The sequence below is a fragment of the Novosphingobium sp. PASSN1 genome (assembly GCF_002278815.1).
In genome coordinates this window covers 245,721-264,237 of the sequence record NZ_NKIS01000003.1, presented here as the reverse complement: position 1 = coordinate 264,237, position 18,517 = coordinate 245,721, and the positions used below count along the sequence as shown (strand labels likewise).

The following is an 18,517-nucleotide window of genomic DNA, read 5'->3' as shown; positions in this document are numbered from 1 at the left end:
CTGGTCACGAAAACGAGGAAAGCGCCATTACCGACGATCCCGATCAGGCGCTGGGCCGGGCGCATCGGCGCTTGCTGCGCAGGATCTGCAATGGCCGCACAGTGCCGCTCCTGCTCGATGAGCAGGCGTTCCTCACCTACCGGGAGGCCAGCCGCTACGTGCTGTCCCTCCCGCCCGAAGCGCGCGATGCGGCGGTTCTCGCGCTCAAGCGCAGCGCTGGTGAAGGCTCCAGAACCTGAAGCCGCCGATCATGGCTTTGGCGTTACGGGTGGGGCGTGATCGCTGCATCGATCAGCCCGGCCGCCGCAATCGCTTCCGCGCTAATCTCGCGCAAGGCCTTGGCCGTATCGCGCATCAATCCGTCGCTGATCGGCTTCTCGCCATTGATGAAGCGGCGGATCGCGCGCTCGTCGATCCTGAGCCGCCGCGCAAAGGCCGTCGTGCCGCCCAGCAGCTGCACGCAATAAGCGAAGTTATCCTGTCGTTCCTGCATCCGCGCCGTCATAAAGTCTGCCGCCGCAAACGCAACGCTACCGCAAACGCCGTCAGGCAATCTCCAGCGAACTGTCCAGCACGAACGGTTCCGGCATCACGAACCCGCGCGGCTTGCCCGATCCGCCCAGCATGAACGGCCCGGAAACCGCCTGCTCCCGGATCGGCGGAGCCGTCAGCGGGCCGGGCACCGGGGCCATGCGCACCGCCGCCGCCTGTTGGAACTGCCGCCGCAGCCCCAGCGCCGCGCCACTCATCATCGCGATATCCGTGCCCGGATCGCACGTGGGGGAAGAGATCGAGGTCATCGCCACGCCCATCATCATCGCCCAGCCGCACGCCGCTGCGGTCGAAAGCGCCTGATCCGCCACGGGCGCCCACGTCGATTGCCGCAGCGGGCCAAACGCGCCGAGCAAGTGCGCCGAAAGCGTCACCGCGCCGATCACCCCGGTGCAGCCGAGCACCGCCGTGGCCAGGCTGGACGAGCGGAAACTGCCCGGCCCGATCCCGATGCCGCCGCTTTTCAGGAACGCATCGATCCCCTGCCACGCCCAGAACTTGCGCTGTATCGCGGAAAAGGACTCGCCCTTGTCGATTGTCATGTGGCGGATCATGTCGCCGAACGCGTCGGCGAAGTGGGGTTGCAGGATCATCACCGCGCTGCCCATCACCACCATCAGCAGCAGCGCCGCGCTGATCCAAAGCGCGCGGTCTGCCGGCAGCGCGCCGGGAAACAGCAGCGCACGCAGCAGGATTACCGCCCCATAGGCCGGCAGCCCGGCATAAGCCGTGCTCGATGTGCTCAGCGCCAGCGCGGTGCCCAGCAGCGCGGCGGCCGGCCCCGTCCAGCGCGGATCGATCCGCCGGAGCCAGCATTCGAAGGTGAACACGAACAGGACCAGCCCATAGTTGGCAAACGTCGATGCCTCAGGAAACACCCCCGTCATCCGCACGAAGCCGAGGTACGAATGATCGAGCTGCGCATAAGCGCCATTGCGGAACACCAGCAGCACCACTTCGGCCGGCGTCCCCTTCAGCGCGACCGAGGCAAAGCCCGTAATCGCATGCGCCATGCCCACGATCGCCAGTGTCCGCACCATGATCGCGCGCCCGCGCTCTCGCCCGCAGGCGACATAGCTGGCGAGCCCCGCCAGCAGCGTGCCGATCAGGTAGACTGCGGTTGTGAGGTTCTGGTTGGTGAACACCAGCGGCCGCACCCAGTAGATATAGGCCAAAGTAGAAACATAGCGCGCCTCCACCCGCCCGCGCAGCGGCGTCACGTCGATCTGCCCGGCAAACAGGCGCGGCCCGATGAACGCGATCATCACCCCGTAGACGACAAAACACACCAGCCAGCCATTCGCGCGCAGCGCCCGGCCAACCGCCGCCATCTGCCCCGAACCCGGTACCAGCAGCCGCATCGCGGCAAACATCAGCGCAAATTGCACCGGCGGGATGGAAGAGCCGCCCAGCAGCGGCAAGAGGATCGCCGCCGAACCGCCAAACATCGCCGAGCAGAGCACGAACGCGAACATCGCCTCGACCGAGCCTGCCACGAACAGCGCCAGACCGATCAGCACTTGCGCCGCGCCGATGAAGGTCAGTTCCATGGCAGCACCCTTCCTGCCGCCTGCCTGGCACAACGCGCGCTCATGGCCGCACAAATCCTTCGCTCGCGCGCACGGCCTTCACGAAGGCGGCGGGATTGCCGCGCCACACCTCACGCGCCGGCACATCGCCGAATACCACCGATCCCGCCGCGATCACGGCATGATCGCCAATCGTCACGCCCGGCAGCACGATCACGCCGCGCCCCAGCCACACGTTGCGGCCCAGCTTGATCGGCGCAGTGCGCACGCCCTGTCCCTCGTGTACCGGGTGATGGTTGGTATCAGCCAGCACGCAGCGCGGGCCGATGCGGCAATGCGCGCCAATCTGCACCCCGGTGTGGCAGATGATTTCCACCCCGGCATTGAGAAACGCCCGCGCGCCGATTTCAAATCGCGCGCCCTGCGCCACCTCGATCGCCACGCGCGCGCCGTGGCAGCTCCAATTGACGCGCTCGCCGATCGTGATGCGCCCGCGCCCTTCGATGCGCGGCAGCCCGCTGTGGACGAAGAAGCGCGCCCCCGGCCGATCCCCGCGCAGCCGCAGCCGCAGCACCGTGATGGCCGTGCGCAGGCGGTTGAGCGGTTGCAGCTTCATGCCAGCGCCGCCAGCACGCCCGCATCGAAGCGTTCGGGCGCAAAATCCCGCGCGCGCGCCATGGCGGCGGCAGGATCGAAGTGCGGCAGCCAGTGTTCCAGCTGCTGCACCGCGTCGATCAGTGCTTCGGTGGTCTGCTCGGCGAAGAACAACCCGGTGCGCCCCGCCACCACACTATCGAGCGCGCCGCCCCGGCCATAGGCAATGACCGGACGGCCCGAGGCCATGACTTCGACCGGCACGATCCCGAAATCCTCCTCGGCGGTGAACACCAGCGCGCGGCAGCGGGCATAGGCTTGGCGCAGCGCGGCAAAATCGAGCCGCGGGATCATGCGAATGTTCGGCCCCGCGCGCTTCTTCAGCATCGCTGCCTGCGGCCCGTCGCCCACCACCGTCAGCGGCAGGCCCAGCGCGTTGAACGCATCGATTGCCAGATCCGCCCGCTTGTAGGGCACCAGCTGGCCAACCCAGAGATAGCCCGGCTCGATCTCGTCCGCAGGCGCGAACAGCGTGGGATCGACCGGCGGATGCACCACCTCCGCCTCGCGCCGCCAGGCCTTGGCCACGCGTTCGCGGATGAAGCGCGAATTGGCGAGCACCCGGTCCACCCGTGCCGCCGAACTCGTATCCCACTGGCGCAGGCCGTGGCACAGCAGCGGCATCACCGCGCGCTTCAGCCAGCCCGCCTCATCGCGGTAGTCGTGGTAGTGGTCCCACAAATACCGCATCGGCGAATGGACATAGCACACGTGCAAGGCATCGGGCGCCGGGATCACCCCCTTGGCCGGCCCGCTTTCGCTGCTGATCACCAGATCATATCCGCGCAGATCGAGCTGTTCGAGCGCCATCGGCATCAGCGGCAGATAGGATTGATAGTGCCGCCGCGCGCCCGGCAGCTTCTGGATGAAGCTGGTGCGCACCGTGCGCGCCCGGATCGCGGCAGACATGGCCGCAGGATCATAGACATGGGTGAAGATGTCGGCCTGCGGGAACAGCTCCAGCAACCGCTCCAGCACCCGCTCGCCGCCGCGCATCGTCACCAGCCAGTAGTGAATGATCGCCACCCGCCGAAACCGCGCGCGCGGATCAGCCGGCAGCACCGCCCCGGGATGAAACACCCCCCGCTGAAGCGCGCTCGGCCAGATGATGGCGGGCTGAGCGACACCGGACAGATCGACGTCGGACCGAGTAACTCCCGATAGAGTAACGCATGACTGAACAACAGGCTTCTCTGGATTCACCAGATGCGCTGCGCCGCAATGCTCGGTTGTGGCTCCTTCCTGCAGAAGGAAGGGAGCCTCGCTCGCGGTGCCCCTGCCAACAACCCGTTTCCCATCGGCCGCGCTTGCGCCCTCTGCATCATCCCGAGCAGCGCGAGTCGAGCTTTGAGCCGGGCTCTTGGGCGAGCGCCGGGGGGAGGGCCGGCGCACCGGCTTGCCTGCCTCAGGCATAGTAGCGCTTGTACGAATGGTAGAATGCATCGTCGCCATAGCCGAAGCGCGCCTGCTTGCGCATGTCGACCCGGCTCAGCGCCACTCCGGCCAGCTGCACCCGGTCATCGGGCAGCAGCCGGAGCGCCGAGCGCAGCGCGGCCTCCGGCGTCTTGCGCCAGCGCACCACGAACACCGATGCGTCCGCCTTGCGCAGCATCAGCCGCGCATCGGCAATCGGCAGTACCGGCGCGGTATCGATGATGATCGCATCGAACATCTCGCGCGCCGTTGCCAACATCCGGTCCATTTCCTCGCCGGTCAGCATCTCGGGCGCTTCGTTGCTGCTCTGCGCCAGCGGCAGGATGTTCAGCCCCGTGGCGGGATCGACCACCAGCGCAGCCTCCAGCGGCGCACTGCCGGACAGCACATCCATCAGCCCCGGCCGCCCCGCCTCGCCGCGCAGGAACCGGCTCACCCCCTGACGGCGCAAGTCCCCGTCGATCAGCAGCACGCGGTCTCCCGTCAGCGCCATCGAACGCGCAAGGCAGATCGCCGTCGTCGTCTTGCCTTCATCGGGCAGGGCAGAGGTCAGCGCGATGATCCGCGCCTGCGTCGTGTTCATCGCGATGGACGCGCGCAGCGAGCGGAAGCTTTCGGCAAAGGCCGAACGTGGATCCTCCAGCAGCGCGGCCACCGGAACCTTTTCTCCCCCTCGCGAGACGGAGCCCAGCGTCGGGATCGAGCCGAGATAGCGCACGCCCAGCCGCTGCTCGATATCGTCGCCCGTGGTCAGCCCGCTGAAGGTCATTTCCGCCGCAAACGCCGCCGCCACGCCCAGGCCCAGCCCCAGCGCCACCGAAAGCACCATGTTGAGCATCACATTGGGGCTCGTCGGCTTCAACGGCACCGCCGCCGGGTGCAGCAAGTCGGCATCGGCCTGTTCGGTGCCTTCGCGCGCGGTCAGTTCCTTGAACCGGTTGAGGTAGCTTTCATACAGCGCGTTCGATGTTTCCGCCCGCTTCTCCAGATCCTGCAAGCCCACCATCGCCGCGTTGTTCTGCGCCAGCGTGCCGCGCGATTGCTGGAGCGATCCGGAAAGCGAAGCCAGCCGCTGCTGCGAAACCCGCGCCTTGGCCTCTAGGCTGGAGATCACCCGCTGCGTCTCGTCCGAAATCCGCGCATCGATCGCGCCGAGCGCCGCCTTGGCGCGCAGCACGTCAGGATGGCGCAGGCCATAGCGCGCGGTGAGCGAGGCCAGCTCGGTCGCCGCGCTCGCCTGCTGCGCGCGCAGCGAGCCGATTGCGGGCGAGGCGGTCACTTCGCCCACGCCGCCCGCGCTGCCGCCCAGCGCCAGCTGCCGCCGCGCCGCATCCAGCCGCGCGCCGTCCTCGCTCGCTTCGGCCCGCGCGGTCGTCACCGCTTGGTTGTAGCTCGATATCTCCTGCTCGGTCAGCGAACCCATTGTGGTGGACAGCAGGTTGTTGCCGATCCGGTAGCGCTGCACCGCCGCCGTATCGGCCAGCGATTGCTGGCGCAGCTGCTCCAGCCGCTCGGCAATCGTCGTCGTCGTGGCCCGCGCGGTCTTGCGCTTCGCCTCAAGCGCGCCGGCGGTGTATTGCTGCGCAAACATGTTGGCCACGCGCGCCGCCCGCACGGGATCGGTATCCTCGAAGGTGATCGCGATGCCATAGGTCGTGCTGATGCGGCTGGCGGTTACGCCCTTTTGCAGCCACGTCAGCGCTGCTTGCCGCGCACCTGCGGGGCTCTTCGCAAACCGCTCCTCCTGCGCCAGGCCAAGGCTGTCGGCCACCGCGCCGAGATTGGCCTGCGATGTCACCAGCGCCACTTGCGTATCGACATAGCCCTCGCTCGGGATCGCAGCCTGCTGCGGGCCGTCGCTCGTGGTCGTCGGCGCCACCGCCTGCTGGCGGCTGTTGAGCGTCACCTCGGCCCGCGCCGTATAGGTGCGCGTCTGCAGCGCGGTCAGCGTAAGCCCTGCCGCCAACACTGCCAGCATCACCGCCAGGAACACGCCGAGCCTGCGGCGAAACACCGCAAACAGCAGCCGCAGATCAACCCGGTCTGCCGCCGGGGGAGGCACCCTTGTTTCAAAGCCCGGCGCGGGGACCATGCCTGGCACCCCGCCGGCATTGCGATAGAGGCCGACTGCCGTGTTCACCCCGGTTCTCCTGAATTCGGCGTTTCCCGCCCGGCCGATCTGGCTGAAAGGAAACCGCATTGGCACAAATGGTCCGATAAGGAAGAAGGCTCCCCCTCGCGGCATGGCTTGAAGACTAGGCAAGGGGCCGCGTCGGGGAAGGCGAAGCGTATCCGCTGCGGAGGCAAACCGGAGGCATCAGGCATCCCGGCAGGCCTCGCAGGGTCGCTGCGCGCTTTGCCGGGCGCAGTCCGAAGCTTCGTACAGCGCTGCATCCCGCATCGCCGGGCCAAGGGCAAATCCGGGTGAATGCTTAAGGATTTATGCACTATTTCCCGCCCGGCCGCGCTGCGCCGATAGTGACGCGGCGGGCGGCGAGGCGTGCTGCGCCCGCTTCGGCGGGGCGCGCGCGGAACTGCTCCAACTCGGAGGATTCGGCACAGGCCCGGGCAATTGCGCTTTGCGCCGCGCGGCATAAACTTGGCGGCATGGAACAATCGTTCGGAAACCATTGGAGATTTCGCATGCAGTTGAAGCAGGAAGGCCATCGGCGCGCGCACCGCGTCGCGGCAATGGCGTTCGCCGGGGCTGTTGCGCTCATGCTCGGCGGCTGCGCCGGGGCAGGGGCCCCGCCGATCTCGTCAGCCGATGTCGCCGTGGGCCTCGAAAGCTACCGCCTCGGCGCAGGCGATCGGGTGCGCGTCACCGTGTTCAACGAACCCTCGCTCACCGGGGAATACAACATCACTCCCGGCGGCGCGCTGGCTTTCCCGCTGATCGGCATGGTCAATGCCGGGGGCCGCACGATTGACACAGTGCAGCAGGAACTCACCGCAAAGCTCGCCGAAGGCTATGTCAACGATCCCCGCGTCAGCCTTGAGGTGCTGACGTATCGCCCGTTCTACATCCTCGGCGAAGTTAACCGCCCCGGTGAATATTCCTACGCCTCGGGGATGACGGTGGAACAAGCCATCGCCCGCGCCGGCGGCTTCACCTACCGCGCCAACGAGAAAACCGTGTTCCTCCGCCGCCAGAAAGGCACCGGCGAAAGCGCCGTCCCCCTGCGCAGCGCCCAGGTCGCCGTGCTGCCGGGCGATACGATCCGCGTGGGGGAGCGGTACTTCTAGGGCCCAGCCCTCCCAATCCCTCTCCGAACTCGCCTCAGGCAGGTGGCAGCTCGAACGGGCTAACGGAGGGGCCGGAAAAGCGAAGCAGCCCTCACCTGGCATCCCCACACTCGGTGCAGCGCCAAGTTCCTCTCTGTTTTTGCGGGAACCGCACAAACGGGGAGGTGGCAGCGCGAAGCGCTGACGGAGGGGTAATTCGTCCCATTCGGCCGCCTAGTAGTCTTGCAGTCCGGCCTACTGGGGCAGAACCCAATTCGTACACCACCGCCCTTGCCTGCCGGCATCGCCCAGCGCCGGGGCAAGTCGCCCTCAACGAACCCCGCCACCAGGCGAAAAGCCGGCCTTCGGCTCAGGGGAGACGGCCCGCGAAAGGGGCGTCAGCTCCGGGCAATGTCACGCGTGGAATTCGCAACTGGCACTCCCTGATCCGTGGCATTAGTCTGTGGCTCGATGGCCTCTGGCGGATGGAGCGGAGCATCGGTGATTTTTGGGATTACTGCACGTTTCACCGTAACTCCGAAATTGCTATGCGAATTGGAATGAATAATGATAAAGATGCATAAGGTTATATTATTAACAATTATATTGCCAATTGCATCTTCATGCCTTCATAGAGAAGGTGGTGAAATGTGCTTAAATAGTGATGATTGGATCGAAAATAAATTCGATATGTCGCGAATTGAGGAGTATATCAACATAACTGTCTATAATGACCGTTACGAGATTTTAGGTTATAGATTAAATAATGAGATTGAAGTGCTTCCCCACCTTGAAAAAGCTGAGCATCGATTCACCGATATGGGCTCATTGCCGCCACATTTATTTTTACGTTCTGATAAATCGGTGGACTGCTCTAGATTTCAGCGGATCGCTCGTCTCATATCCTCTAAGTATCCCTGCAGTGGTAATAATCTCTGTGTCTGGGCATACGGTTCCGGGGCCAAGTCATTGCCATTAGGTGTTTCGCCGCCACCAGCTGAAGGAATTTTTGGGGAGTTACGGTGACAGGTAGTTACGGTGGCAGGTGCAATAACCCTTTTACTCGCACTCTCCGATCCGTAGCATTGGTCTACGGTTCGATAACCTCTGGTGGATCGACGGATCGAGCGGAGCATGGGTGAGTTTGGGGGTTATTGCGCGTGTCAACGTAACTACGGCCACCTTAACTATGGCCACCGTAACTACGGATTGCAGCGCGCAACGCCTGACTACAGCAGAAAGTCTGCGGCGCGCAGAACGGCCGGGCCGACAACCGCGAACTGAAAATCTGCACGGCCATCGCCGTTCACATCGCCCTGCACGAGCAACGCATCGGCAAACGTTTCGAAGCGCAGTTGCCCTTTGACGTTGTCAAACGCTGCCTCGCCAATAAAATCAAAGGCCTGATCGCCTGAAACGCCGGTCCTTGCATCGATCCCGCGCAGATGGATCTTGTCGCCCTGTGCCCGTCTGAAATCCTCGATCAGGTCAAACGCATCTGCGGCGACCGCGCAATCAGAAAGCTTGGCAAAGACAAACACATCTGCGCCGCCGTTGCCGCGCAGAGTGTCAAAGCCGCCTGCGCCGACCAACCGGTTGGCCTGAGCATTGCCGATGAGGGTGTCGTCATTGCCACTGCCAATGGCGTTCTCAATGGAAAACAGGAACTCTCGGCGGTTTGCGCCGGTTTGGGTGAAACCTTGTGATAGGTTTACCGCAACGCCCGTGTTGCCTTGCGTAAAATCGTCATCGCGTGCGGCATAGCTGATGGTATCCGAACCTAGGCCACCGATGAAGGTGTTCTGCCAGCCGACCGAGACGAATCTGTCATCGCCCTCCTCGCCGCGATAGATACTCTGGAAGGTCTCAACCGCGATCAGATCGTTGCCTGCACCTGCAAACACCTGATCGCCCGGATCGCTGGCAAACGAGCTAAAGCCGCGCCCAAGATAGGTATCGTTGCCGCCGCCCAGCCGGATGACATTGCCGAATTCCTTCAGGTTTATCACAGCATCTGCACCCGCGCCCGCATTGATGACATTGCCACCACCAAGGTCGTCCGTCCGGTTCAACTGGATCGTGTCATTGCCGCCAAAGCTGTTCACCGTGATTTCAATGTTCTCCGCAGCGAGACCTTGCACAAATGCATCGGCCCCACTCGTCAATCTGATCACGCGTCCCATGATCGCCCTTTTTCACCCGACATGCCCCAAGTGGCCTGCCATTTGATCGAAAGGTCGCCTGCTTTTGCCTGCGGATCAAGTGTTTTGGTCTCAAAGCCAGGTATTTCGGTGCCGGCATTTCAGTGACAGCATTTCAGTGACAGTGCGCTGAATTGATGCGCGGCTCACGAGCCGTCGTAACAATTGTAAACCCCCAAACACCCACACTACACGCCTTAACGCCGCGCCCCATCCGTGAGTGCCTTCAAGCTTTCCTGCATCGCGAAATTTTGCTTGGCTGAGCGTCTCCCGCCCCCTTGCCGAGCCGCTCTGCTCATGCCGGCAATCCATGCCGCCCGCGCTGTCGCCATTGATTGCCTTGGACGATCAAACTTGCTCCACTGATCGAATGCCGTGATTTCTTAGGACCGTGTCAACTTGCTGCTCTTGCACAGGCAGTGGTGCTTTCGCTGATTGCCGATAGAGTGGCGCTTTGGCCCGCACCCACCGGAGTTTTGCATGGACCGCTTCCAGATCGGCCACGTCACCGTCCACCGTATCGAGGAATGGCAGGGCACCTTTGCGCCGCCGTCCTACCTCTTTCAGGGCTACACGCCCGAGGGCTGGGATCCCCATGCCGAGGAATTCGCGCCCGAATACTATGATCCGGCCACGGGCCAGCTCTATGCCTTCCTGCAAAGCTGGGTGCTTGATACCGGCACGCAGCGCATCCTGTTCGATACCGGCGCGGGGAACGACAAGGACCGGCCCAACATCCCGGTGTTCAGCAACCTGCAGACCGATTTTCTCGGCAATCTGGCCCGCGCGGGCTATCAGCCGGAGGATATCGACGTCGTCGTGTGCTCGCACATCCATATCGATCATGTCGGCTGGAACACGCGCCTCGTCGATGGCCGGTGGGAGCCGACTTTCCGCAACGCGCGCTATGTCCTCCCGCTGGCGGACCGCGCCTACTGGGACCCGGACGACACTGCCGCCGGGCCTGCCGGGCTGGGCCGCTCGGTCAATGCCGGGATGTATGAGGACAGCGTCGCGCCGATTGTTGCCGCCGGGCGCGCCGAATGGGCGGAGCCGGGGTTTGCGGTGGCGGAGGGTCTCACGCTCCACGCCTGCCCGGGGCACACGCCGGGCAGCATGATGCTCGAAGTGGCGGGGAAGGATGATAGCGCGCTGTTCGTGGGCGATGTCGTCCACCATCCCGCGCAGATCTATCGCCCGGAATGGAACAGCGTGTTCTGCGAAGCGCCCGATCAGGCCCGCGAAACGCGCCGTCTGGTGCTCGATCTTGCGGCGGACCGCGGGGCGCTGCTGGTGCCTGCGCACTTCGGGGGCACCCATGCCGCCCGCGTCCTGCGCGAAAGGACTGGGTTTCGCCCCGTGCTGGACAAGCTTGGCCTTACCTAACGAAAGTTTATTGCGGCTTCCCCTAGCTTGCGGGCGATCTTATGGGGCCGCCATCCTTCTGCCTCCCATCGGACCCATGCCTTGCGCCTTTTTCAGCCCATCCTTTCCGGTGCCCACGGTGCCGATCGCCTGTTCGCTGGCTTTGGCGCTGCGCTCGGCATTGCCTTTGCGGCCTTGATAGCGGGGTATTTTCCCCTTCAGCAGAGCGACATTCCGCTGCTCGTCGCCCCGCTGGGCGCTTCGGCGGTGCTGGTCTTCGCCGTGCCCGCCAGTCCGTTGGCGCAGCCCTGGTCGGTGATCGGCGGCAATACCACTTCCGCGCTGGTCGGCATTGCGGTGTACCACCTTGTGCCCGGCGTGGCGCTGGCAGGCAGCGTGGCGGTCGGCTGCGCGATCCTTGCCATGTCGCTGCTGCGCTGCTTCCACCCGCCCGGCGGCGCGTGCGCGCTGACCGCCGTGATCGGCTCATCCGCTGTCCACGCCGCGGGCTTCAGTTTTGCGTTCCTGCCCGTTGCGCTCAATTCGGTGGCGCTTGTGGTGTTTGGCCTGCTGTTTCACCGCGTCTCGCGCCATTCCTACCCACATCGACCCGTGCCCGCGCCGCCTCAAGCCGTCGCTGCGGGCCTCCACCTCGCCGATATCGACGCCGCGCTGGAAGACATGCACGAAACCTTCGACATCAGCCGCGCCGATCTGGATGCGCTGCTTTCGCGCGCGGAATTCCACGCCGCCCGCCGCAAGCTTGGCTGATCAGCGCCAGTCGGCCAGCATCCGGGCCAGCGCGGTTCCCTTGGGCAGGCAGCGCGTCGGGTTGGCGCGGGGGAGGGCGGCGCAATCCCACCACGCGCCTTCCGCGCCCGTCCGCCGATCCCGCAGATAGACGAAGCCGGGGCCTTGCCCTGCCGCCGCGCCGAGCAGTTCGCCGACCACCGCGCAGCGCTCCCGCTCCGCGCAGGCGGCCAGCGCGCGCATGGCATATGTACCGGGGAAGGCTGCGGGATCGAGCATGAGCGAGATGTGTCCGCCCTGCGCCTCTCCCGCGCTCGCCCCTCCGCTCGTAAAGGAAGGCGCGGCACCGTGCGCGCCCGGCTCTGGATCATCGAGCGGGAGGTAGGCCAGTGGTGCGCCTGCCGATGCAGCAGTGCCCGCCGCAGGATCAGCCGCGTTACTGCCCCCGGCATGCGCCGCCGATAGCGCGGCTAGCTGGGGAATGCGCGCCTCTTCCCCGCTCCCGCCGCTGCGCAGCACGCCGGGCGAGCCCCAGGTGCCGGGCCAACGATAGAACAAGTGCAGCCCGACTTGCGCCAGCTTGACGAGGCCGCTGCGCCACACCGGCACGACGTAATCGGCATGATAGTGCGTGGCGAGGCCCACGCGCGGATCAACCGCGCCCGCCAGTGCGGCTGCCGCCACCGCCCGCGCCCGCGCCCACGCCGCCGCGCCGGGATGACGCGCCGCCATCGAGCCATCGCAGGTGAAGCTGAACTGGCAGCCCGTCTTGCGTTCGGAGCCTTGAAACACCACGCCGCACACGCTGGCGGGGAACGCGGGATGGCGCGCGCGGTTGAGCACGACTTGCACCACCGAACGCGCGCCCGAAGGATCGTCACCCGCTTCATACCATGCGGCGGCGGCAAGGCAGTCCAGCGCGCGGGCCTGCGCGCCTGCCTCCGCGCCGAGAGCCACCCCGGCAAAGCGGAACGGCGGCGCGGGCGCGGCTGGCGGCTCGATCGGCATGGCGGCGTTGGCGATCCGCGCGGTTTCCGGGAGATAGGGCAGCAGCGCGGTGGGATCGGGCAGTGGCGGCGGCAGGGCAAGGCGCACCACCGGCCCGGTCGGCGGCGGGGCGAGCAGCGCCAGAGCAGTGCCGAGCCCCGCCAGAAACACCAGCGCCACCACCATCCGCAGCGCCAGAAAGCGCGGCCGCGCCGCCCATTCGGGTAAGGGCGGCAAGCCGGTATCGGCAAATGCAGTGTCCGGCAGGGTCGCCACTGCTGCCTCTAAAGCCGCCAGCGCAGCGAGAGCGCCACGCGGTTGCGATCATAAGCCCGGCCCAGGTCCGTCGCGCCGGTGTTGCGCCCAAGGCTGTGCGAATACTCGCCCGCGATCTCGACATGCTCGGTCAGCCGCCAGCTAACGCCAAACGAGCCGGTGAAGAAGCGCTCCTGCCGCCGCTGCGCGCTGGCCGGCACCTGAAAATCGGCGACGAGATAGCGCACCGAAGGCCGCAGGATCAGCGTGCGCAAAAATTCGTGCTCGGCCGAAAGCGCCACTTCGTGCTGCTGGATCCCGGCGATCCCCGCGATGGGCGAGCGCTGGAAGCTGCGCCCCCCGGAAAGGCGCAGCGTCGTCAGACGCGTCGGGCTCCATTTCAGCTGGGCGTTATAGGCCAGTCCGCTGATGCGCGCAAACACCGGCGCGGTGAAATCCTGCCGCACCCAGCCCACCCCGATTTCCCCCTGCAGCAACCGGTTCAGCCCGAAGGCGAGCCCGGCCAGCACGGTCACCCCATGGGAATTGCGGCTCGGCCCGATGGGCGCTGCAGTATAGCGGTTGCTGTTGAGCCCGACGCTGGCGAACGCGGCCACCCCCGGCCCGATGCCAATGGCGGCGCGCAGCGATCCCGAAAGCGCTTCATAATCGCGGGGCGAAAGGTCGATCACCGTCGCGCCCAGTGTCCGGTCAGAATAGGTGTAGCGTTCGTAGCGTCCGCCCAGCGTGACCTTCGCGCGTGCAAAGCTCTGCTCGATCTCCGCCCCGCCGGTGAACACGGTGAAGGCAATCGGCGCGGCGCCAAACAGGGTATCGCCGGTGGTGCCGCGCGCCTCGATCCGCCGCGCCGCGCTCACCTCGCCCGAAATGCGCGTGTCCGCCGATATGTCCAGCCGCCCGTCGAGCCGCGCGCCATAGGTCTCGTTGTTCTCGCGCGTCCGCCGGGCAAAGCGCTTGATCGCGCCATCGGCGTTGAGGCTCAGCGCATGGCGCGACCACTGCGTGCGCACGGCCAGTGCTGGCAGGAACGCCGCGGCCACATCGCCGCGCTTCACATCGCCGCGCGCAAATACATTGTCGTTCGCATCCGCCTCGATCCCGAAGCTGGGCGAGATCAACAGCGCGCCGACGCGCGCGCCGGTGGTTTCCACTTCGGGCCGCGAGCGCGCGCCCACGGTATCGCGCTCCATCCGGGGATCGACCGTGCTCTGCGCGCGGGCGGCCCCGACGGGCACGATCAGACCGAGAGCGCACAGCGAGAGCGCCGCCGAGCCCAGGCCGCTTCCCGCGCGCCGCCGCGCCTGCCGCTGCCGTTTGCCTGTCATGTCCGGTTTCCTGCCCATGCGCCGCCAACGCGCCCCACTTTCGTGCCTCACGCCGCAAGGGTTATCATTCTTTGCCGCCACCCGTTCGCGCAATTAGCCCCGTATCTGAGCAATCTCCCTCAGGATGAGGGGCGTTTAAGTCGGCTGGTTCCGGAGCATGTCCTTAGCGCGCGATTAACCAATGGGAGAAAGCGTTCCTTGAACCGGGCAGGTGCATGATTCGATTCATGGACGCACTCCTTTCCCGCATCACACCCGGCCAGATCGCGCGCTTCGCCAAGATCGGCGCGCTGCTCATCGCCTTTGCGTTGACGGCGGGCTACGTCACCGACCGGCTGACGCTCGAGCTGGCCGGGGTCGGCGCGTTCTTTCTGGCCACGTTGACGCTGCTGGCGCTGCCCGGACAGCGCAGTTCCGAATTGCTTGGCGCGCTGGCGATCTGGCTTACGTATGCGGAGTTCATGGCTGCCGTTCAGAGCGGGCAGTTCAACCTCTGGCGCTGGGCCATCGTGCTGGCGACGCTGTCGCTGGTGATCGTGCCGATCAAGGTGCAGCATCTGCGCCAGCTGGCCCGGAGCAATCCCTATCGCTCCATCGCCGAGCAGGACCGGCGAATCTGGCCTGCCTCAGGCCAAAGCGCCGCGCCTGCGCCCTACAGGCCCGCTGCGGTGGTGCCTAAAATGCTTCCTGATGCCACGCTTCCCGCAATCGGCTTCGGTCCGGATGCGGATGGCGATCTGGTGCCCGCCGGGGCCTGAACACCGCCGAGCCGCGCGGCATAGTGCGCGAGCAGCCGGTCGATCCAGGCATCGGGCGATAGCGCGAGATGCCGAGTCGCGGTGAAGCCGGCCTGGCTCATCGCTGCCACCTGCGCATCATCCCGCGCCAGCGCCGCCAGCGCTGCGGCAAATGCTGCCGTATCGCGCGGATCGACCGCGATCCCCGCGCCTGCCGCCACCAGATCGGGTGCGAGCAGCGCGCTGGGCGGCAGGATCACCGGCAGCCCTGAAAGCGACGCTTCCATGGCGACGAGGCCAAAGGGCTCCGGATAGCGGCTCGGCATCACCAGCACCCGCGCCGCACCCGCCAGCGCGCCGATGGCCGCAGGCGGCAACCGCCCGGCAAAGCGCGCCTCGGGATACTCGGCCGCCAGCCGCGCGCGGTCTGCGCCGTCGCCCACCAGCCGGATCGGCATGCCCGCGCGGCGCGCGGCCGCTAGCGCAAGGTCCGCGCCCTTGGTCGCCTCGATCCGCCCGACGAACAGCACTTCGCCATTGCGCTCCGCTGCGATCCGCGTTTCGCTGAACGGGGTCACCGGATTGGGCAGGGCATGAACCGCGTCTGCCGGAATGCCCGCGCGCGTCAGCATGGGGCGCATCGCGGCGTGGATTGCGAGCACGGGCGGTGAGGTTTCCGGGCGATAGACCTGCCGCTGCACGGCATGGCGCAGCACCCGCCACGCCTTGTGCGCCGCGCCGCGCCGATCACACGCTTCGGCAAGGCACGCCCGCGACAGCGCGGTGTGCGGGCAGGGCGCGCCGGTGGCGAAGTTCGTGAACGCGCCATTGGGGCAGGCGAGGAAGAAATCGTGCGCCGATATCACCAGCCGTCCGCGCACCGGCGCCAGCGCGGCAAACACCGAGGGCGAAAGGATCTGCGACCAGCCGTGCAAGTGGTAGACCGTGCCCGGTGTATCGTTTGCGGCGATCCAGCCGCGCACCATGCGCGCCGCCGCGCGGTTCCACAGCCCATCGAGCAAGGCACCGCTGCGCCCCAGCAGCCGCGATTGCCCCAGCGCAGTGACGGCAACCCCGCTCGCCTCCAGCGTGGTATCGGCCGTATCGCCCGCCAGCATGGTCACGCGGTAGCCGCGCTGGGCCAAGCGCCGCGCCGAATCCACCGCCAGCGCGCTTGCCCCGCCCATCGGATGCGAGAGGTCGTTGATGACCACGATCCGGTCGATGGCGCGGGGGGGCGCGCTCATGCCGCTGCCTTCACCGGCTGCATCGCCCGCGCCAGCGCCGCCGCCATGTGCGCGATATCCGCCCGCGTCCCCGCGATCAGCGCTTCGAGCGCGGCGCGGTCCACGCCTTCGGCCAAGACGCGCCGGGCCAGTGCGGTGAGCGCAGGGCCATCGAGGGTGGCCGTATCGGCAATGAACTGCCCGCGCCCCGCCAGCGCAAAGAAGCTGTCGAGCTTCACGTCCCAGCGCAGGCCGATGGTGGGGATGGCGAAGGAATGCGCGGCGATGCAGGCATGCATGCGGTGCGCCACGATCAGCTGGCACCCGGCGATGAAGCCCACCATCTCGGCTGGATCGGCGAAAGGATTGGTCATCGTCACCGGCCCTTTTGCGGCAAGGATCCATGATGGACCCATCGCATCGAGGTAATCGCGATCTTCCGGGCTGCCATTGGTGAACAGCGCGACGCGAAAGCCCGCCGCCACCAGCGCCTGCGCGGCGGCGGCATACCACGCATCGAGCGCCGCGCATGCCTCCGCGGCTGCGCCGCCTGCTTCCGGCCCCGTTGCGTGATAGCGCAGCGCCATCGGCGCGGTGATGCACAGCCCCGCCAGCGGCCCATCGAAGGGCAGCGGCGGGCGCGGGAAATGGCAGCTTGCGAGCAGCCCCGGATCGCCGCTCAGCGCCGCAGCGCGGACCCCTTGCGGCACCAGCAGATCGCGCCACGCTGCCTGGCTGCGTGCATCGCGCACCGCCGCATAGGCCAGCTTTGCCGCCCCCAGCGCCCGGCCAAACAAGCGCCGCCCGGCCTCAGACCACTGCCGGTTCGCCCCCACACCATAGACCGCGACCGGCAGCCGCAGCCGCGCCGCCTGCCCGAGCGCGCCGGAGATCTTCATCGGGAAATTGAGATCGGCATCGGTGAGCAGATTGCCGCCACCCAGCACCACCGCATCGCACCCGGCCAACTGCGTGCGCACGTGCCGCGCCAGCCGCAGCCGCACTAGCGCAGAAAGCGCCAGCCGCGTCACCATCTGGCGCAGACTGGCGGGCAGCGCTTCAAGCACCATGATCAGCGCGGCGCGGCGGCTGGGCGCAATCGGCGGATAGGCGCGCCGCCCGGCCAGATCGATCGAGAACACCTGCGTACCCGGCGCGATTGTCTGGAAGGTGCGCGCCAGTTCTGCCTCAAGGCATTCGGACAGCAGCCCATCGCCCAGATTCGGGCTGTATTTCACGTTCAGCAGCGCGATCCGGCGGGCCAGATTCGCGCCGGGCTTCGTGCCAGTTGAAGGGGAGGGGGCCTCTGCCGCAATCATGCCGCTTGCGGTGTCACGCCGCCCGCCCCTCCAGCAAGCACCGATACCCCCGGAATCGAGCGATCAGTCGGTCGCCGCCAGAACTTCGCGCAAAGTGGGCGCAAGGCCGCTTGCCGCAATCAGGTCTTCCTGCCCGCCCGCCACGATCAGCCCGATCCGGCGGCGATAGTCATAGCCCTGCAGCGGCACCGCCACCGTGCCCGGCTGGACAAGCGATACCGGCGCGGTCGTCACCCCCGCGCCTGCTGCCACGAGCGCAAGGCAGCGGTCATCGTTGGCGCTGCGCAAGGCAAAGTGTGGCCGCACCCCGCGCGCGGTGAAAAAGCGGCTGGTCTCGGCGAGGATCTCGCAGGCGCGCCGCGCGATCATCGTCTCCCCCGCCAGCTCTTCGGGCAGCAGCAGATCGCGCGCGGCAAAGCGGTGCGCAGCGGGCAGGATCATCGCATAGCCTTCCTCCAGCAGCACCTGAGCGCCTGCTTCCGCGCCGTGCAGCGTCGTCAGCACCGCATCGAGCCGATGTTCGGCCAGCCGCCGCCTGAGATCCGCGTCCGGCGCTTCAGTCAGCGTTAGCCGCCCCGGTGCAAACCGCCCGGCAATTCCCGCCACCATGCGCGTGGCGAGCGAGGCGATCACCCCCAGCCGCAGCGGCGGGGCCGGGGCAGGGGCGGCGAGCACCCCGCGCTCGGCCAGGCCAAACTCGCGTTCGATCGCGCGGGCGTGGATCAGCAGACGGTTGCCGGCTTCGGTCAGCCGCAGCGCGCGCCGCTCGCGCACGATCACTGCCGCGCCCAGCGCACGTTCCAGCTCGGCAATTCCGGCGGAAAGCGTCGGTTGCGCCACATGCAGCTGGTTTGCCGCCGCGGTGAATGATCCGGTATCGACGAGCGCGAGGAACTGGCGGAGGTGGCGGCGGTTCAGCATAGATTTTTCCTATACT

The 18,517-nt window shown here is 66.7% G+C and carries 17 protein-coding genes; 6 read left to right on the top strand and 11 right to left on the bottom strand.

Translation table 11 applies throughout. The features are described from left to right. Window positions 1–71 precede the first annotated feature (71 nt). Complete coding sequence (locus CFE35_RS06990; protein WP_292929387.1) at window positions 72–239, top strand: hypothetical protein; 168 nt, start codon at window positions 72–74, stop codon at window positions 237–239. 23 nt (window positions 240–262) lie between these two features. Here the strand turns inward: CFE35_RS06990 and CFE35_RS06985 are convergent, their stop codons facing one another. The 5 genes from CFE35_RS06985 to CFE35_RS06965 form a co-directional block, all read right to left on the bottom strand. Then, window positions 263–493 (bottom strand): hypothetical protein, encoded by a 231-nt coding sequence (locus CFE35_RS06985; protein WP_292929385.1) that lies wholly within the window; start codon window positions 491–493, stop codon window positions 263–265. A 52-nt stretch (window positions 494–545) separates the two neighbouring features. Beyond that, a complete protein-coding gene (locus CFE35_RS06980) occupies window positions 546–2,102 on the bottom strand; it encodes a hypothetical protein (protein ID WP_292929382.1) in 1,557 nt (518 codons plus the stop codon). A gap of 40 nt (window positions 2,103–2,142) precedes the next feature. Continuing rightward, window positions 2,143–2,697: an acyltransferase gene (locus tag CFE35_RS06975; RefSeq protein WP_292929380.1), complete on the bottom strand. Its 555-nt coding sequence runs from the start codon at window positions 2,695–2,697 to the stop codon at window positions 2,143–2,145. After that, window positions 2,694–3,731: a glycosyltransferase gene (locus CFE35_RS06970; protein ID WP_292929884.1), complete on the bottom strand. Its 1,038-nt coding sequence runs from the start codon at window positions 3,729–3,731 to the stop codon at window positions 2,694–2,696. The genes CFE35_RS06975 and CFE35_RS06970 overlap by 4 nt, the downstream gene beginning before the upstream one ends. A 409-nt stretch (window positions 3,732–4,140) precedes the next feature. Continuing rightward, window positions 4,141–6,309 carry a polysaccharide biosynthesis tyrosine autokinase gene (locus tag CFE35_RS06965; protein ID WP_292929378.1) on the bottom strand — a complete coding sequence of 723 codons (2,169 nt, stop codon included), beginning with the start codon at window positions 6,307–6,309 and terminating at the stop codon, window positions 4,141–4,143. A 503-nt stretch (window positions 6,310–6,812) separates the two neighbouring features. On the opposite strand from CFE35_RS06965, the gene CFE35_RS06960 reads away from it, so the two are divergent. Together CFE35_RS06960 and CFE35_RS06955 are read left to right on the top strand one after the other, a co-directional pair. Further along, complete coding sequence (locus tag CFE35_RS06960; protein WP_292929376.1) at window positions 6,813–7,415, top strand: polysaccharide biosynthesis/export family protein; 603 nt, start codon at window positions 6,813–6,815, stop codon at window positions 7,413–7,415. Window positions 7,416–7,961: 546 nt separating this feature from the next. Continuing rightward, window positions 7,962–8,420 (top strand): hypothetical protein, encoded by a 459-nt coding sequence (locus tag CFE35_RS06955; protein ID WP_292929374.1) that lies wholly within the window; start codon window positions 7,962–7,964, stop codon window positions 8,418–8,420. Between the two features lie 203 nt (window positions 8,421–8,623). Here CFE35_RS06955 and CFE35_RS06950 read toward each other — a convergent pair whose 3' ends face one another. Continuing rightward, window positions 8,624–9,535, bottom strand: a complete 912-nt coding sequence (locus CFE35_RS06950) for a M10 family metallopeptidase C-terminal domain-containing protein (protein WP_292929372.1) — start codon at window positions 9,533–9,535, stop codon at window positions 8,624–8,626. Window positions 9,536–10,075: 540 nt separating this feature from the next. Between CFE35_RS06950 and CFE35_RS06945 the strand changes: the two genes are divergently transcribed. Continuing rightward, on the top strand, window positions 10,076–10,981 hold the full coding sequence (locus CFE35_RS06945; RefSeq protein WP_292929370.1) for an MBL fold metallo-hydrolase: 906 nt from the start codon (window positions 10,076–10,078) through the stop codon (window positions 10,979–10,981). A gap of 81 nt (window positions 10,982–11,062) precedes the next feature. Beyond that, on the top strand, window positions 11,063–11,731 hold the full coding sequence (locus tag CFE35_RS06940) for an HPP family protein (RefSeq protein WP_292929368.1): 669 nt from the start codon (window positions 11,063–11,065) through the stop codon (window positions 11,729–11,731). Here CFE35_RS06940 and CFE35_RS06935 read toward each other — a convergent pair whose 3' ends face one another. Further along, window positions 11,732–12,973 (bottom strand): cell wall hydrolase, encoded by a 1,242-nt coding sequence (locus CFE35_RS06935; protein ID WP_292929366.1) that lies wholly within the window; start codon window positions 12,971–12,973, stop codon window positions 11,732–11,734. Between the two features lie 8 nt (window positions 12,974–12,981). Further along, complete coding sequence (locus CFE35_RS06930) at window positions 12,982–14,298, bottom strand: outer membrane beta-barrel protein (protein WP_292929364.1); 1,317 nt, start codon at window positions 14,296–14,298, stop codon at window positions 12,982–12,984. Window positions 14,299–14,525: 227 nt separating this feature from the next. On the opposite strand from CFE35_RS06930, the gene CFE35_RS06925 reads away from it, so the two are divergent. Beyond that, entirely contained in the window at window positions 14,526–15,056 is a 531-nt protein-coding gene (locus tag CFE35_RS06925; protein WP_292929362.1) for a hypothetical protein, read from the top strand. Here the strand turns inward: CFE35_RS06925 and CFE35_RS06920 are convergent. From CFE35_RS06920 to CFE35_RS06910, 3 genes are all read right to left on the bottom strand, one after another. Continuing rightward, window positions 14,951–16,282 carry a glycosyltransferase family 4 protein gene (locus tag CFE35_RS06920; RefSeq protein WP_292929360.1) on the bottom strand — a complete coding sequence of 444 codons (1,332 nt, stop codon included), beginning with the start codon at window positions 16,280–16,282 and terminating at the stop codon, window positions 14,951–14,953. The two genes, CFE35_RS06925 and CFE35_RS06920, sit on opposite strands and share 106 nt — an antisense overlap. Then, window positions 16,279–17,580, bottom strand: coding sequence for a polysaccharide pyruvyl transferase family protein (locus CFE35_RS06915; RefSeq protein WP_292929358.1), 1,302 nt, complete (start codon window positions 17,578–17,580; stop codon window positions 16,279–16,281). Before CFE35_RS06915 ends, CFE35_RS06920 begins: the two co-directional genes overlap by 4 nt. A gap of 63 nt (window positions 17,581–17,643) precedes the next feature. Further along, on the bottom strand, window positions 17,644–18,501 hold the full coding sequence (locus CFE35_RS06910; protein WP_292929356.1) for a LysR family transcriptional regulator: 858 nt from the start codon (window positions 18,499–18,501) through the stop codon (window positions 17,644–17,646). Between the last annotated feature and the right edge of the window lie 16 nt (window positions 18,502–18,517).

Bases quoted from the DNA above. Each gene is read 5' to 3' on its own strand.
- CFE35_RS06985 (WP_292929385.1), bottom strand. From the start codon at position 493: ATGCAGGAACGACAGGATAACTTCGCTTATTGCGTGCAGCTGCTGGGC.
- CFE35_RS06980 (WP_292929382.1), bottom strand. From the start codon at position 2,102: ATGGAACTGACCTTCATCGGCGCGGCGCAAGTGCTGATCGGTCTGGCG.
- CFE35_RS06975 (WP_292929380.1), bottom strand. From the start codon at position 2,697: ATGAAGCTGCAACCGCTCAACCGCCTGCGCACGGCCATCACGGTGCTG.
- CFE35_RS06970 (WP_292929884.1), bottom strand. From the start codon at position 3,731: ATGCGCGGCGGCGAGCGGGTGCTGGAGCGGTTGCTGGAGCTGTTCCCG.
- CFE35_RS06960 (WP_292929376.1), top strand. From the start codon at position 6,813: ATGCAGTTGAAGCAGGAAGGCCATCGGCGCGCGCACCGCGTCGCGGCA.
- CFE35_RS06955 (WP_292929374.1), top strand. From the start codon at position 7,962: ATGATAAAGATGCATAAGGTTATATTATTAACAATTATATTGCCAATT.
- CFE35_RS06945 (WP_292929370.1), top strand. From the start codon at position 10,076: ATGGACCGCTTCCAGATCGGCCACGTCACCGTCCACCGTATCGAGGAA.
- CFE35_RS06930 (WP_292929364.1), bottom strand. From the start codon at position 14,298: ATGACAGGCAAACGGCAGCGGCAGGCGCGGCGGCGCGCGGGAAGCGGC.
- CFE35_RS06925 (WP_292929362.1), top strand. From the start codon at position 14,526: ATGGACGCACTCCTTTCCCGCATCACACCCGGCCAGATCGCGCGCTTC.
- CFE35_RS06920 (WP_292929360.1), bottom strand. From the start codon at position 16,282: ATGAGCGCGCCCCCCCGCGCCATCGACCGGATCGTGGTCATCAACGAC.
- CFE35_RS06915 (WP_292929358.1), bottom strand. From the start codon at position 17,580: ATGATTGCGGCAGAGGCCCCCTCCCCTTCAACTGGCACGAAGCCCGGC.
- CFE35_RS06910 (WP_292929356.1), bottom strand. From the start codon at position 18,501: ATGCTGAACCGCCGCCACCTCCGCCAGTTCCTCGCGCTCGTCGATACC.